The following is a 14,676-nucleotide window of genomic DNA, read 5'->3' as shown; positions in this document are numbered from 1 at the left end:
GAGGTCGAAGCGGGGACAGCGATCGTGTTCGACGAGAGGCCCGGCGACATGGGTGCACCACCATTGCTCGAGCTCAGCGGCGTCAGCCGGGTCTACGGCAGGCGCACGGCGCTGGCCACCGTGAACCTGCGACTGCGGTCCGGGAAGTGCGTGGCGCTCCTCGGCCGCAACGGCTCGGGCAAATCGACACTGCTGCGCATAGCGGCCGGCCGGGACAAGCCGAGCACCGGCACGGTGACGTTCGACGGCAAGCCGATGAACGAGAACGACCCGGCGGTCCGGGCCCGGGTGGCCGTGGTCGGCGACACCGCGGCCTGTTACCCCGACCTGACCGTGCGCGAGCATCTGCAGCTCGTGGCGGTGGCCCACGGGGTGGAGGACGCCGGCGACTGGATCGGCCACGTACTGGCCGAACGGATGCTGTCCGACCACGCCGACGCGCTGCCCGGGGCACTGTCCTCCGGGCAGCTGCAGTCCCTGCTGCTGGCCTCCGCGATGGTCCGGCCGCGCGACCTGCTGCTGCTGGACGAGCCGGAACAGCGACTGGACCCGGGCGCGCGGCGGCAGCTGGCGGACCTGATCACGAAGGAGACCGCGGCCGGCGTCGGAGTGCTGCTGGTGACCCACCACGGGGAACTGGCCCGGGCGGTCGCCGACCGGGTGCTGGTCCTCAGCGACGGCACGGTGGTCGCCGACGGCCACCCGGACGAGGTGCTCGCCACCGGGACCGACGGACTCACCTGGCTGGCCGAGAGCCCGGAGGGTGCCCGGTGACCACTCTCGCCGAGGAGACCGGGGAGACCGAGGGGACCGGGGAGCACTCCGCGGCCTGGTCCGACGAGGACGACTGGACGCCGGAGACGCTGCGGCTGGTCCGCGACCTGCGCAGCCCGCACCGCCGCAAGAGGACCGGCCAGATCGCCTACACCCTGTACTGCGTGGCGCTGCTCCTCGCGGTGTGGGGAGCGCTGCCGACCATGGGGCTGTTCCTCGAGAGGTCGATGGGCGCCGACTACTCCGGTCACGGACCGGCGATCCTGGCCGCGCTGCCGGCCGGGTCCTGCGCGCTGGGTCTTGGATGGCTGCTGGTCGCCGCCTGGGACGCCCAGTGGCGCGGGCCGGTGGTGCCGCCGCGTGAGACCGTCGACTGGCTGCTCGCCCAGCCGGTGCGCGTGGGCAGAGTGCTGCGGCCGTGGTTCTGGGGGTCGGCGGCGATCACCGGCGGAGCCGGGCTGCTGGTCGCGGCGATCGGCGCGGTCGCGCTGAGCCTGACGGTCGGCGTGGGGCTGCCGGCCGCGTTCGGGTGGTGCCTGCTGGGCGGCTGCGGCCTGCCGCTGCTGGCGACCTCGCTGGCCACCGCGGTGGAAGGCAGCGAGCGGGTGGCCCGCTGGGCCCGGCTGGCCACTCCTTACGTCGGCATGGCGGTGCTGGCGCTGGTGGCGCAGGCCGTCATGGCGGTCGGCGGCGACCGGCTGCCCGCACTGGAACGGGTGGAGCTGTGGTCCGGGCCCTGGGGCTGGGCCGGTCTTGCCGCGCTGGCCCCCACACCGGCCTCGCTGCCGGGCGGCCCGGCCGCCGGCGTCCTGCTGACGGTGGTGGTGGCCGGCGCGCTGGCCGCGGCACACCGCTTCGCCGGGTCGCTGGCGCTGTCCGCGGTACGGCGGCGCTCGCGGACCGCGACCGGGGTGATGGCCGCGCTGCGCACGGTGGAGTTCCGTACCGCGCGGCAGGCGGTGGCCGGGGTCACCGGCGGGGCCCGGTCGGCGCGATGGAGGCTGCCGGCGCCCCGCAGGCCGGAACTGGCGGTGCCGTGGCGGGACACCCTGGCGCTGCTGCGGACTCCGGGCCGGCTGGGCCGGGCCGTGGTGCTGGGCGTGCCGGCGGTGCTGGGCGCGGTGCTGGCGGCCTCGGCTCACGGCTGGCCGGGCGTGGCGGCGGCACTGGCCTCACTGGTCTTCGGCTACTGGGCGCTGACCCAGCTGATGGAGCCGGCCCGGGTGGAGACCGACGACACCCGGCGCGGGTCGTGGGCGCCCTATCCGTACCGCGGCCTGATGCTGCGGCACACGGCGGTGCCCGTCGTGCTGGGGCTGGTGGGCGCGCTGGTGGCGGCGGGGGTGCTGGCCGGGGAGGGTGCGGGGGCTCGCGCGCTGCTGGCACCGGCCCTGGTACCGCCGCTGGTGGGCGCTTCGCTGGTCAACGCGTGCCGGGGGGCGACCAAGCATCATCTGCTGATGTCGTCGGCCCAGTCTCCCACCGGCAGCATGGGACCGGTGCTGTTCCTGGGCTGGTACGCCGCCGGGGCGCTGGCGGCCGTGGTCACGCTGGTCGTCCCGTTCCTGACGGCGCTGCATTCCGGCTCGGCCGCTTCGGTCGTCACCGCTGTCGCGGCGAGCGCCATGGTGACCGTGATCATGGTGCGCTGGGCGGTCACACGGATCGGGAACCTGACGGCTCCCTTGGCGGACTGACCGGGGGTGCGGCGGCCTGTGCCGCTCGCATCCTCACGTCGGTGGTTCTCCCGGCGCTCGGCGGGCGGCAGGTCCGCGCCACCGCGTACACCGTCGAGGATGCCGTGCGGCACCGCGGTGCGCAGCGTGGTGCACGGCAGGACGCGGGCGCCGGCGCCGGCGCGGGCAGGCCGGGGCGGGTGAGCGCGCTGACAGCGATGGCGGTCCCGACGGATGCCGCGGCCGACCGCACCGTCCTCGGCCACCGTGCGTCCACCCCGGCGGGGGCGGCTGTCCGCCGGTGACGCTTTCCGCGGCCGGCTCCCGGGGCACGCGGGGCCCGACCGGCCGCCTGTCCCTCACCCCCGGCCCGGCAGGCTCCAGTGGTGCGGCGCGATCAGCCGGCGGACGCTGTCCGGGCCCCACGATCCCGGGGCGTACGGTTCGACCGGGGGCGGGTTCTCCAGCAGCGGGGTGGACGCCTCCCACAGGCGCTCGATGCCGTCGGAGCGGGTGAACAGCGACTGGTCGCCCAGCATCGCGTCCAGCAGCAGGCGCTCGTAGCCCTCGAGCGCGTGCATCGTGTTGAAGGAGTCGGCGTAGGCGAAGACCATCTCCGCCTCGCGCAGGCGCATCGCGGGGCCTGGTTCCTTCACCAGGAAGGACGCGGTGATCCGGCCCGGGTCGTCGAAGTCGATCATCAGCGTGTTACTCCGGGCCCCGGAGTGCCCGCGCGCGGCCAGAGGGAACATGCGCAGCGCCGGTTCCCGGAAGCCCAGCGTCACCACATGCCGCGACTCGCCCATGGACTTGCCCGAGCGCAGATAGAAGGGGACGCCCGCCCAGCGCCAGTTGTCGATCCCGACGCGCAGCGCGACGAAGGTCTCGGTGTCCGACTCCGGGTCCACGCCCGGCTCCGACCGGTACCCCTCGTACTGCCCGCGGACGACATGCGCCGGGTCCACGGGCTGCAGCGACTGGAAGACCTTCTCCTTCTCGTCCCTCAGGGAGCTCGCCTGCAGCGCCGTGGGCGGCTCCATGGCCACGAACCCCAGCAACTGGAACAGGTGCGTGACGATCATGTCCCGGAAGGTTCCGGTGCCCTCGAAGAACTGCGCGCGGCCCTCGATGCCGATGCTCTCCGGCACGTCGATCTGCACATAACTGATGTGGTCGCGGTTCCAGACCGGCTCGAAGAGGCCGTTGGCGAAACGCAGGGCGAGGATGTTGTCGACCGACTCCTTGCCCAGGAAGTGGTCGATGCGGAAGACCCGGGACTCGTCGAAGACGGCGTGGATCGACGCGTTGAGGGCGCGTGCCGAGGCGAGGTCCGTGCCGAAGGGCTTCTCCACGATCACCCGGGCGCCCTCGGCGAGGCCGGTCGCCCCCAGCGTCTCCACCACGGAGGTGAAGGCGCTCGGCGGCACCGCGAGGTGGAACAGCCGCCGAGGCTCGCCGCCGATGGCCTGCTCGGCCTCCCGCACGGCCGCGAGCAGCGGCTCCGCGGCGCCCGGATCACACGCGCCGAAGGACAGGGCGGCCTCGAACTCCTGCCACGCGCGGCCTTCGGGCTTCGAGCGGCCGAACTCCGCGACCGCCTCGCGTGCGTGCTTGCGGAACTCCTCGCCGCTCAGCGCGCTCTGGGCCGGCGCGGAGCCGACGATCCGGTAACGGGTCGGCAGCAGCCCCGCCTTGGCGAGGTGGAACAGCCCGGGCAGCAGCTTGCGCCGGGCGAGGTCGCCGGTCGCGCCGAACAGCACCACCACGTGGTCGTCGGGGACCGGACCGTGACTCGGGGAGGGGGAGCGGTGCGCCACGGCGCCCTCACCCGGCCTTCTCGGCGTGGCCGCCGAACTCGCCGCGCATCGCCGACAGCACCTTGCCGCCGAACTCGCCCAAGCCCCGCGACGCGTACCGCTCGGCGAGCGCGGCGCTGATGACGGGGGCGGGCACGCTCTCGTCGATCGCCGCCTGGACCGTCCAGCGGCCCTCCCCGGAGTCCGAGACCCGGCCCGTGTACTGGGACAGTTCCGGCGAGCGGGCGAGCGCGTCCGCGACGAGGTCGACCAGCCAGGACCCGACGACCGAGCCGCGCCGCCACACCTCGGCGACCTCGGCCACGTCGATCTCGTACTGGTACGCCTCGGGCTCGCGCAGCGGCGCCGTCTCGGCGTCGACGGCCCTGCGCCCGAGCCCCGCGTCCGCGTGCCGGATGATGCTGAGGCCCTCGGCGATGGCCGCCATCATCCCGTACTCCACCCCGTTGTGGACCATCTTCACGAAGTGGCCGGCGCCGCTCGGCCCGCAGTGCAGATAGCCCTCGGGAGCCGTTCCGTCGGTCCTGGTCCTCCCGGGGGTGGGCTCGGCGTCGCCCCGGCCGGGCGTGATGGTGCGGAAGACCGGGTCCAGTCGCGCCACCGGTTCGTCCTCGCCGCCGATCATCAGGCAGTAGCCGCGTTCGAGCCCCCAGACGCCACCGGACGTGCCGCAGTCGACGTAGTGGATCCCGCGCCCGGCGAGCTGCCGGGCACGGGCGATGTCGTCGCGGTAGTAGGAGTTGCCGCCGTCGACCACGGTGTCGTCGGGCTGCAGCAGGGCGGTGAGCTCGTCGAGCGTCGACTGCACGACCCCCGCCGGGAGCATCAGCCACACCTTCCGGGGCGGTGCCAGCTTCGCCACGAAGTCCTGGAGGGAGGCGGCGGCGGTCGCGCCCTCCTTCTCCAGCTCCAGCACGGCGTCGCGGTTGAGGTCGTGGACGACGCAGGAGTGGCCGTCGCGCATCAGCCGGCGCACGAGGTTGGAGCCCATGCGACCGAGCCCGATCATGCCGAGCTGCACGGGTGAGTCAGTGGCCATCGTCGGTTTCCCCGTTCTCCGGCGGCCTCGACGGGCCGAAGGGTTGATTGCGCCACGCCTCGGGCGGCTCCTCGAAAATCTACCCATCCGCGACATTCGGTGCGATAAGAGAGGCGGCGCCGGCCGACCGGCGCGGGAGGGGGGAGGGTGGCCCTGACCTGCGATGTCCCGTTTCACCGGGGGCCGCGCGGTGGTGTGGGCGACGTGGGTGCGCTGGGCCGTCCCGGTGACGTGGCCGAGGCGCCGCGCGGTGCCCCGCGCCCCGTGCGCGGCCGGTCCCGGGGCCGTCATACGGGGCGGGCGTTCCCACCGTTCTGCCCGCGCTCTGGCGGAGGCCGGGCTGCGGGGCGGTCGCTGCCGACGGGGGAGGCTCAGCCCTCGGTGAGCGACCAGAGTTGCGCGGCCCCGTCGCGGCCTGCGGCGGCGAGGAGGGTGCCGTCGGGGCTGAAGGCCACACAGACCACCGGTTTGGTGTGTGTGATCTTGAGGAGTTCCTCGCCCGCCCGGCTGTCCCAGAGCCGCGCCGTCTTGCCGACGCCGGTGGCGAACCAGTCGCCGTTGGGGCTGAACGCCACAGAGCACACCACCGAGTAGCCGTGGTCGACCTTGATGAGTTCTCGCCCGGTGAGCGAGTCGTGGACGAACGTGTGAGTCCCACCCGCCACGACGAGTCGGTGTCCATCCGGGCTCATTGCAAGACTCCCGCTGCAGTGCTGGGATGTGTCACGGGTCCGGAAGCTCGTGAGCTCCTTGCCGTCGGTCACATGCTGGATCGAGACCGTCCACCCCTTACCCCAGGTTCTCGGCCTCGCGGTCACCAGCCTTGTGCCGTCCGGACTGAACGTGATGTGGACGGCTCCGCATCCTCGCCCCTCTGACAGGAGGTCACCGGTGTCGGTGTCCCACAGCCAGGGGCCCGCCCTCCACTCCCCCGCCGCAGCGATCCGGGTACTGTCCGGGCTGAAGGCCAACGAGCTCAGGTACTTGTTGTGGACGATCCGGTGCATCTCCCGACCGCTCACGGCATCCCAGAGGCGCAGGGTCTTGTGCCCGGTCAAGGTGGCGACGTACCGCCCGTCCGGGCTTCGCGCGACAGCCCGCGGCACCGCCCGCCGTTCCGGACCGCTCGAGTCCGGGACGGCGGGCCGGCGGTCGCTGCTCAGCTTCAACCTCGGCGTCGAGGTCGTGCAGCTCGCCGTCATCGCCCTGGCCTTCCCGCTCCTGGCGCTGCTGCGCCGCACTCCGGCCCACCGCTGGGCCCTGCCCGCGATGACGGCGCCCATCGTGCTCGTGAGCGGCTACTGGTTCTGCGAGCGGGCGGCCGTGGCGGTGTGATGGCGAGCGGGTGGCCGTGGCGGTGTGACGGCGAGCGGGCGGCCGTGCGCGCTCAGGCCTCCAGGCGGACGGGCATCAGGAGAGAGAACGTGCCCTCGGCGTCCGGCCGGCGGATCGCCAGGGGGGCCGTGGGAGCGCCGAACTGCAGCTCCAGCCGCTCCGAGGCTCCGGCCGCGAGTGCCTGCAGAAGGTACTCGCGGTTGACGGCGATGTCGTCGGGGCCCTCCTCGCCGTCCTCGCAGACGCCCACCGTGCCGTCGGCGGCCACCGTGAGCATGCTGACGGCGGGGGCGGCTCCGTCCTGTTCCCGCGCCTCGCCGGCGCGTACCGGCCCGGTCTCCAGCGCGGAGCGCAGGGCCGGGACGTCGACGAGGACGCGGCGCCCCTCCGGCAGCCGCACGATGCGGCGGTAGTCGGGGAAGTCGTGGTCGAGGCAGCGACCGGCGGCCTGGCGGTCGCCTGCCGCCAGGACGACCAGGTCACCGTCCACCGTGAGGTCGACGGACGCCTGGTCTCCGTCCAGCAGGGCCCGCATGGCCCCGGCGAGCGGGGACGGCACGACGACCTGCCGGCGGGGCCCGCCGTGCCCCGTGACGGCGGTCCGCGCGACCGCCATCCGGTACCGGTCGGTGGCGACGACGTGGAGCGCATCGCCCTCGATGTCGAAGAGCACACCGCCGAGCACCGGCAGCTCGGGATCGGTCCCGGCGGCGAAGCGGACCGCGTCCAGTGCGGCGGCCAGGTCCGGAGAAGGGACGGCCAGGCGGACGGCGGCGTCGGTGACGGGAGCGGTCATGAGGTTCTCCTTGCGGTCGAGTAGCGCCCGGATCGCGGAGAACTCGGCGCGGGCGTCGGACAGCCCCCGTTCCAGTCGGCGCAGTTGGGCCTCGAGCAGCTTCCGGACGAGACCGGTGTCCGCTCCGGACCAGGCGGCCAGCACCAGGCGGACGTCCGCCAGGGGCATGCCCGTCCGGCGCAGCCGCGCCAGCAACCGGGCCTCCGCGAGCTGCTCGGGGACGTACCAGCGGTAACCGCTCGACGGGTCCACACGGGCCGGGACGAGCACCCCAGCGGTGTCGTAGAACCGCAGCGCGCTCACGCCCAGTCCACTGTCCCGGGCCAGCTCACCGATACTGCGCATGTCGTTCTCCACACCGGGGACTCTGCCTCCTCCACCAGGTCGAGGGTCAACACGGATCCCGGAGCCGCCAGTGCCGCAGGGGCCGGACGGCGCGCGTCCGGCCCCTGCGGCAGTGCTCACGTCGTCGGTCAGCTCTCCACGGAGCGGCAGGGCTTCGGCGCGTTCACGGGGTTGCAGCGGGCGGGCCGAGGGCGACCGCTAGACCGAAGGCGGCGAGGTGACGAAGACGCATGTCCCGCACCCTGGTGGCATGTCATGGTCATACAGAGAAGACGGATCGACCTGATGGCGAATGACCGCCCAACTCCGCCGCCCTCCCCGTCCCGCTCGAACCGGCGCAGCACTCAAACCCGCGCGGAGACTAGGGCCGACAGTGCACCGGTTGTCCGCGTGCCGCCTCCGACACCGGGAGGGGACGAGGACTTCACCTGGCCGTCACGCGGTCGCCAGGAGGCGCGACCATGATCGGTGAGTTCCTCGAAGCCGTCCCAGAAGGACCCCCTATGCTCCGCCGCACCCTGTCCGCACTCGCCGTCGTCTGCGCGCTCACCGCCGCCACCACCGGCGCCGCCTCGGCCACCACGGGGCACGCCCCCGCCGCCGAGGGGCGCGGCGCGCGCGTGCTGGACGTGATGACGTTCAACATCCACCACGCCCAGGGCACCGACGACGTGCTCGACGTCCCGCGCGTCGCGGACGTCGTCCGCAGCAGTGGGGCCGACGTGGTGGGGCTGCAGGAGGTCGACAACCACTACTCCGCACGCAGCGACTGGGCCGACCAGGCCGCCGATCTGGCGAAGCTGCTCGGCTACCACGTCGTGTTCGGCGCCAACATCGACAAGGCGCCCCCGGCCGGCAGCGACCACCGGATCCAGTACGGCACCGCGATCCTGTCCCGCTACCCGATCACGGCGTCGGAGAACACCTGGCTCTACAACTCGCCCGGGCAGGAGCAGCGCGGCCTGCTGCACGCCACCTTGGACGTGCGGGGCAAGTCCGTCCACTTCTACTGCACCCACCTGGCCGCCAGCTCGCAGACCGACCGCCTCCAGCAGACCCCGCAGATCGTCGACCTGATAGGCGACAAGCAGCCGGCCGTCCTCGTCGGCGACTTCAACGCCCTGCCGGACGCGCCCGAGTCGCAGCCTCTGCAGTCGCACTACACCGACGCGTGGGCCCGTACGGCACACGGCCCGGCAGAAGGCGCGACCTACCCGGCCGAGGCCCCGACCGAGCGCATCGACGCCATCTACACCACCGACGAGGTCAAGCCGCTCGTCACGCGCGTCGTGCAGAGCGACCCCACGGCCTCCGACCACCTGCCGCTGATCAGCAAGGTCCTGGTCAAGCCCTGACCGGACGCCCGGGGACGGCTCCGCCCGGTCACGGGGCGGAGCCGGTCGCGGTCGAGCCCGCACGCCGTCCCGCCCGCCGGCGCCGGCTGCCCATCCAAGATGCAGCAGGACATCGTCGATCGGTGGAAGCCACCACCCCGGGGTGAGCCGAGCGGCGCGTCACCGGGAATTCGTGGCCCTGACGCGAAACGGGGGCGGCGCACCGCCCTGCAACACCGCCGCGAGCGCGGCCGCGACGGCGAAGTAGACGATCACGCAGCCGACGACGACGCCCGCCATGCTCAGGGCCTTCGCCGCGGGCGCCAGCGAGGTCCGGGCGAGCCTCAGGTTGGCCACGGCCCCCAAAGCCCCGAGGGCGCCGCCGATCGCGCCGCCGATGAACAGCAGCCCGAACGGCATTGCCACGAGCACCCCTTGCCACACGGGTAGGTTCCGTATCTGGGTGAACCAGTCTTGCTTCTTCGGGGCTTCGGGGAGGAGATCGCGCATGTCCGTGGGCTTCCGCTTCGTCGTGTCGAAAAGGCGAGCGTGAGGATCGCATCCCCCCCGGGACGGGCGACGGTCCGATACCGGAGCGTGTCAGCTCAAGGCGCCCGGCACAGCCTCCTCCTGGAACTGCGTGCGGTACAGCTCCGCGTACCGGCCGTCCGCCGCCAGGAGCTTGGTGTGGGTGCCGCGCTCCACGATCCGGCCGGCCTCGACGACGAGGATCAGGTCGGCGGCGCGCACCGTGGACAGGCGGTGGGCGATGACGACGGCCGTGCGGTCGGCGAGGGCCTCGGCGAGGGCTTCCTGGACGGCCGCCTCCGAGGTGCTGTCCAGGTGCGCGGTGGCCTCGTCAAGGATCACGACGCGCTGGCCGGCCAGCAGCAGCCGGGCGATGGTCATGCGCTGGCGCTCGCCGCCGGAGAGGCGGTAGCCGCGCTCGCCCACGACGGTGTCGAGGCCGTCGGGGAGTTCGGCGACGAGACCGTCGAGACGGGCGCGGCGCAGGACGTCGCGCAGTTCGCCGTCGGTGGCGTCGGGCGCGGCGAGCAGCAGGTTGGCGCGGATGGTGTCGTGGAAGAGGTGGCCGTCCTGGGTGACCATGCCGACCGTGGCGCGCAGGGAGGCGGCCGTCAGATCGCGGACGTCGACGCCGCCGACGCGGACGGCGCCGGCGTCGACGTCGTACAGGCGGGGCAGCAGCTGCGCGATGGTCGACTTCCCGGCGCCGGACGAGCCCACGAGGGCGACGGTGTGGCCGGGCTCGGCGCGGAAGGTTATCCCGTGGAGGACCTTGCCGCCGTTGCGGGTGTCCAGCGTCGCCACCTCTTCCAGCGAGGCCAGCGACACCTTGTCGGCCGACGGGTAGCCGAAGTGGACGTCCTCGAACTCGACGGCGACCGGCCCGTCCGGCACCGGGCGGGCGTCCGGCCCCTCGGTGATGAGGGGCTCGAGGTCGAGCACCTCGAAGACCCGCTCGAAGCTGACCAGGGCGCTCATGACGTCGACGCGGGCGCCCGCGAGCGCGGTCAGCGGCGCGTAGAGCCGGGTGAGGAGGAGGGCGAGGGTGACGACGGAGCCGGCGTCGAGGGCGCCGGTGAGCGCGAAGTGCCCGCCCAGCCCGTAGACGAGCGCCAGCGCGAGGGCGGAGACGAGGGTGAGCGCCGTGATGAAGGCCGACTGCGCCATGGCCGTCCGCACGCCGATGTCCCGGACCCGGCTCGCACGTTCGGCGAAGCGGGCCGACTCGTCCGCGGGCCGCCCGAAGAGCTTCACCAAGGTGGCACCGGGAGCCGAGAAGCGCTCGGTCATCCGGGTGCTCATGGCGGCGTTGTGGGCCGCGGCCTCCCGCTGGAGGCGCGCCATGCGGGTGCCCATCCGGCGTGCCGGGACGACGAAGACCGGGAGGAGGACGAGGGCGAGCAGGGTGATCTGCCAGGACAGGGTGAGCATGACGCCGAGGGTCAGCAGCAGGGTGACGACGTTGCCGACGACCCCGGAGAGTGTGTTGCTGAACGCGCGCTGGGCGCCGATCACGTCGTTGTTGAGACGGCTGACCAGGGCCCCGGTGCGGGTCCGCGTGAAGAAGGCCACCGGCATGCGCTGGACATGGTCGAACACGGCGGTGCGCAGGTCGAGGATGAGGCCCTCGCCGAGGTTCGCGGACAGCCAGCGCCCCAGCAGCCCGAGGCCCGCCTCGGCCAGGGCGATCACGGCGATGAGCACGGCGAGCGTGGTGACCCGCCCGGGGTCGCCGCCGGAGACGATCGCGTCGACGACCCGGCCGGCGAGGACCGGGGTCGCCACGGCGAGCAGCGCGGTCACGATGCTCAGCAGGACGAACGCGCTGATGCGGCGCCGGTGGGGCCTGGCGAAGGCGCCGACGCGGCGCAGGGTGTCGCGGGCCAGGGGACGGCGGTCCTGCGTGGCGTTCATGACGCTGTGCAGCTGTGTCCAGGCCGTGGTTTCCATGCTCATGGACCGACCGTAGAACCTCGACCGCCCTTGAGGTCAAGCGGCCCCGGCACGGCGGGCGCGGGCGGCGCGATGCCCTCGCGAGGCGGCGTCCCACGATACGGGCCGCGGATCGATATCCTCACGATCAGTTCGGCGGAGCACCTCTCCAGGGAGCCTTCATGCCACATGCGGGAGAAACCGTGGACGGAATTCCGCGGCCGCAGCGGTTCGCGGACGTCAAAGGCTGGTTCTGGCCCGTGGACCAATTGCTCTTCGACTGGTTCCTGCGGCGGCAGAGCGACCGGGAGCACCGGGGCGACCTACTGGAACTCGGCGCTTATCTGGGGAAGAGCGCCATTTTCACGGGGAACTACCTCCGCCCGGGGGAACGCTTCACCGTCTGCGACCTGTGGGATTCCCCGGCGGTCGACGACCCCAACAGCGCCGAGATGGACAAGGCCTACGCGACGCTGACCCGGCGCGCTTTCGAAACGAATTACCTGGCCTTCCACGACCGGCTCCCCACCATGGTGCAGGGACCCACCTCGGTGATCACCTCGCACGTCGACGCCGGCAGCTGCCGCTTCGTGCACGTCGACGCCTCGCATCTGTACGAGCACGTCCGCGGTGACATCGAGGCGACGCGCGAGCTGCTGGCCCCCGAGGGCATCGCGGCCTTCGACGACTTCCGCAGCGAGCACTGCCCGGGCGTCGCCGCCGCCGTCTGGGCGGCGGTGGCGACGTCGGGACTCAAGCCCATCGTGGTCACGAGCACCAAGCTCTACGGCACCTGGGGCGACCCGGCCCCGGCGGGCGAGGAGCTGCTGAGCTGGCTGAGGACGCGTCAGGACCTGTGGCACGCCGTGGACCAGGTGGCGGGCGCGCCCCTGATCCGCATCAGGGGGACGGGGGCGAAGGCCCCGGCCGCGCCGGTCTCCCGCCACGCGCCGCCCCGCGGCCACGCGTCCCGGGCCGGGGAACGGGCCCGCGCCGCGCGCCGTATCGCCAAGGACCTCGTTCCGCCGGTGCTGGTGCGCGCGGTACGGGCAGCCCGGCACCGGCGTACGTCATGAGGCCCTGACCTCGGCCCCGTCCGCCAGGAAGTCCGCGACGGCCGCCACGAAGCGGCCGGGGTCGTCGAGCCAGGGGAAGTGCCCCGCGCCGGGCTGGACGACGAGCGCGGCGTCCGGGAACAGGCCGGCGTACGCGGCGACCGCGGCCGGGGGCGCCCCGGGATCGGTCTCGCCGGCCAGCAGCAGGACGGGCGCCGCCAGCCGGGCGAGCGCGGCTCGGGTGCCGTCCGGGTCGAAGGCCCCCTCGGCGCCGAACGCGGCCACCACCTCGTCCCTCGTCTGCGTCCGTTCGGCCGCCTGGTGGGCCTGTGCCGCCTCGTCCCAGCGGCCGTAGGAGAACGGCGCGATCGCCTGCCACCGCTCGGCGGTGGCCTCGCCCGCCGTGATGGCCTCCAGGGCCGCGAACGCCTCGGCGAACCACGGTTCGTCCCGGCGCAGGAGGGCCGTCTCGCGCCGGAGGCCGCCGGAGACGGGGATGCCGACGGCCTGGACGCTCGGGGTGACGAGGACGAGCCTGCCGACGTTTCCCGGATGCCGGGCGGCGTACCGCGCGGCGATGTTCGCCCCGGCGCTGTGGGCGAGCACGTCCATCCGGCCGAGGCCGAGGTGCGTGCGCAGGGCCTCGACGTCGTCGACGAGCCGGTCGCAGCGGCAGGAGGCGAGGTCCTCCGGCAGCCCGGACAGGCCCGTGCCGCGCAGGTCCGGCCTGATCAGCCGCCGGTGCGCGGACAGGCCGCCGAGGTCGCCGAGGTACACCGAGTCCTGCGGCCCACCGGGCAGGCACAGCAGCGGGCGGCCTGAGCCGAGCACGTGGTAGGCGAGCTCGGCGCCGTCGTAGGAGGGGAAGAAGGGCATGGCGAAGTCCTTTCGGAGCGGTGCCGGGCGAGGGCGCCGTGCCGGGCGAGGGGCGCCGTGCCGGGCGAGTCGTTGTGCCGGGCGAAGGGCGTCGTGGCGGGCGAGTCGTTGTGCCGGGCGAGGGGCGTCGTGGCGGGCGAGGCGCCGTGCCGGGCGAGGCGCCGTGCCGGACGAGGGGCGTCGTGCCGGGCGAGGGGCGTCGTGCCGGACGAGGGCGGTGGGCGGCCGGGCGTCAGAGGCGTGCGCGCCGTGCACCGGGGGCCCGGGTGAGACGGTCGGCGAAGAAGCGGTGCTCGCTCTCCACCTCGGATTCCGGCACGTCGCGGTGCCCGCCCGGGTTGGCGTGGAGGGTCCTGTCGCGGGAGGCGAAGGCGTCGAAGAGGGCGAGGGCCGACGCCCGCGGCACCAGCTCGTCGTCCCACTGAAGGAGGAAGCGGACCGGGACGGTGATCCGGCCCGCCGCGCCGGCCAGGGACTCGTGGCCGAGCAGGCCGAGCACGGCTGCGGTGATCCGGGGTTCTTCGGCCGCGAGCGGCACGCCGACGGCGGTTCCCAGCGACAGGCCCCAGAACCCGACCGGGACGTCGGGGCCGACGCGGCCGTGGCCCTGCAGGGCGTCGAGGGCGGCGCGCCACTCCGGGACGGCGCGGGCGGCCAGCGCCGCGTTGTGGGACGCGACGAGCGGGGCGGCGGGTCTGCCGGAGGCCACGGCATCCCTGATGCGGGCCGCGGCGGCCTCGTCGGCGGCGGTGCGCGGGCGGTCGCCGTGCCGGGCGCGTCGATGGCGGCGACCGCGAAGCCCCCGGCGGTCACATGGTGGTGGGCGCGGGCCAGGAGGCCCGGGGCCCTCTTGTGCAGGCCGCCGCCGTGGGCCAGCAGAATCAGCGGGCGGTCGCCGTCCGCGCCGGCGGGGGACCAGAGCACACCGGTGATGTCGCCCAGGACGAAGTGGTGTTCCGAGATGCCGTCGGCGGTCGTCTGCGAGGTGATGCGCATGGATCGGTGCCTTTCGGGATGCCTGCGGGCACTCCCGGGGACACCTGCGTCAGAGGGTCCGCGCAGCCGTGCGGGAGGGGAGCACCCGGCCTGATACAGCGTTGATTGCTCTCACCTCCTCGGTCGTCACTGCGCGGTGACGCTACCACGGCCATGGGCGCGCGGGCAGCCGG

13 protein-coding genes and 1 pseudogene are annotated in these 14,676 nt (G+C 73.7%); 6 read left to right on the top strand and 8 right to left on the bottom strand.

The annotated features are described in order from the left end of the window. The first annotated feature begins 48 nt into the window (after positions 1-48). The 3 genes from ACRWND_RS06830 to ACRWND_RS06820 are packed head-to-tail and all read left to right on the top strand — an operon-like array spanning position 49 to position 2,755. Positions 49-774: an ABC transporter ATP-binding protein gene (locus ACRWND_RS06830; protein WP_431946984.1), complete on the top strand. Its 726-nt coding sequence runs from the start codon at positions 49-51 to the stop codon at positions 772-774. Then, the gene (locus ACRWND_RS06825; RefSeq protein ID WP_431946982.1) at positions 771-2,471 is read left to right on the top strand and encodes a hypothetical protein; all 1,701 of its coding nucleotides are present in this window, start codon (positions 771-773) and stop codon (positions 2,469-2,471) included. The genes ACRWND_RS06830 and ACRWND_RS06825 overlap by 4 nt, the downstream gene beginning before the upstream one ends. Before the next feature lie 41 nt (positions 2,472-2,512). Then, positions 2,513-2,755 carry a hypothetical protein gene (locus ACRWND_RS06820; RefSeq protein WP_431946980.1) on the top strand — a complete coding sequence of 81 codons (243 nt, stop codon included), beginning with the start codon at positions 2,513-2,515 and terminating at the stop codon, positions 2,753-2,755. A gap of 54 nt (positions 2,756-2,809) precedes the next feature. On the opposite strand, the gene zwf is transcribed toward ACRWND_RS06820, so the two are convergent. The 3 genes from zwf to ACRWND_RS06805 form a co-directional block, all read right to left on the bottom strand. Continuing rightward, positions 2,810-4,267, bottom strand: coding sequence for a glucose-6-phosphate dehydrogenase (gene zwf / locus ACRWND_RS06815; protein ID WP_431946978.1), 1,458 nt, complete (start codon positions 4,265-4,267; stop codon positions 2,810-2,812). 7 nt (positions 4,268-4,274) lie between these two features. Next, the gene (gnd, locus tag ACRWND_RS06810) at positions 4,275-5,306 is read right to left on the bottom strand and encodes a phosphogluconate dehydrogenase (NAD(+)-dependent, decarboxylating) (protein ID WP_431946976.1); all 1,032 of its coding nucleotides are present in this window, start codon (positions 5,304-5,306) and stop codon (positions 4,275-4,277) included. A 371-nt stretch (positions 5,307-5,677) separates the two neighbouring features. Continuing rightward, positions 5,678-5,971, bottom strand: a complete 294-nt coding sequence (locus ACRWND_RS06805) for a WD40 repeat domain-containing protein (protein WP_431946974.1) — start codon at positions 5,969-5,971, stop codon at positions 5,678-5,680. Positions 5,972-6,197: 226 nt separating this feature from the next. On the opposite strand from ACRWND_RS06805, the gene ACRWND_RS06800 reads away from it, so the two are divergent. Further along, positions 6,198-6,641: a hypothetical protein gene (locus tag ACRWND_RS06800; RefSeq protein ID WP_431946972.1), complete on the top strand. Its 444-nt coding sequence runs from the start codon at positions 6,198-6,200 to the stop codon at positions 6,639-6,641. A gap of 52 nt (positions 6,642-6,693) precedes the next feature. On the opposite strand, the gene ACRWND_RS06795 is transcribed toward ACRWND_RS06800, so the two are convergent. Further along, entirely contained in the window at positions 6,694-7,782 is a 1,089-nt protein-coding gene (locus tag ACRWND_RS06795) for a MerR family transcriptional regulator (protein WP_431946970.1), read from the bottom strand. 461 nt (positions 7,783-8,243) lie between these two features. On the opposite strand from ACRWND_RS06795, the gene ACRWND_RS06790 reads away from it, so the two are divergent. After that, positions 8,244-9,137, top strand: a complete 894-nt coding sequence (locus tag ACRWND_RS06790; protein WP_431946968.1) for an endonuclease/exonuclease/phosphatase family protein — start codon at positions 8,244-8,246, stop codon at positions 9,135-9,137. A 159-nt stretch (positions 9,138-9,296) separates the two neighbouring features. Here the strand turns inward: ACRWND_RS06790 and ACRWND_RS06785 are convergent, their stop codons facing one another. Next, positions 9,297-9,626 carry a hypothetical protein gene (locus ACRWND_RS06785; protein ID WP_431946966.1) on the bottom strand — a complete coding sequence of 110 codons (330 nt, stop codon included), beginning with the start codon at positions 9,624-9,626 and terminating at the stop codon, positions 9,297-9,299. A 90-nt stretch (positions 9,627-9,716) separates the two neighbouring features. Further along, positions 9,717-11,594: an ABC transporter ATP-binding protein gene (locus ACRWND_RS06780; protein WP_431947029.1), complete on the bottom strand. Its 1,878-nt coding sequence runs from the start codon at positions 11,592-11,594 to the stop codon at positions 9,717-9,719. Positions 11,595-11,758: 164 nt separating this feature from the next. On the opposite strand from ACRWND_RS06780, the gene ACRWND_RS06775 reads away from it, so the two are divergent. Next, positions 11,759-12,652 (top strand): class I SAM-dependent methyltransferase, encoded by an 894-nt coding sequence (locus ACRWND_RS06775; RefSeq protein WP_431946964.1) that lies wholly within the window; start codon positions 11,759-11,761, stop codon positions 12,650-12,652. On the opposite strand, the gene ACRWND_RS06770 is transcribed toward ACRWND_RS06775, so the two are convergent. Together ACRWND_RS06770 and ACRWND_RS06765 are read right to left on the bottom strand one after the other, a co-directional pair. Further along, positions 12,647-13,507: an alpha/beta fold hydrolase gene (locus tag ACRWND_RS06770; RefSeq protein WP_431946962.1), complete on the bottom strand. Its 861-nt coding sequence runs from the start codon at positions 13,505-13,507 to the stop codon at positions 12,647-12,649. The genes ACRWND_RS06775 and ACRWND_RS06770 overlap by 6 nt on opposite strands. 232 nt (positions 13,508-13,739) lie before the next feature. After that, positions 13,740-14,503: pseudogene (locus ACRWND_RS06765) on the bottom strand (dienelactone hydrolase family protein). Positions 14,504-14,676: the final 173 nt, after the last annotated feature.

Origin of the sequence: Actinacidiphila sp. bgisy167 (genome assembly GCF_965342175.1) — a bacterium.
In the GTDB taxonomy this organism is placed as follows: Bacteria; Actinomycetota; Actinomycetes; order Streptomycetales; family Streptomycetaceae; genus Actinacidiphila.
Note: the sequence above shows the minus strand (reverse complement) of the source record. Positions and strands in the feature narration are given on the sequence as shown.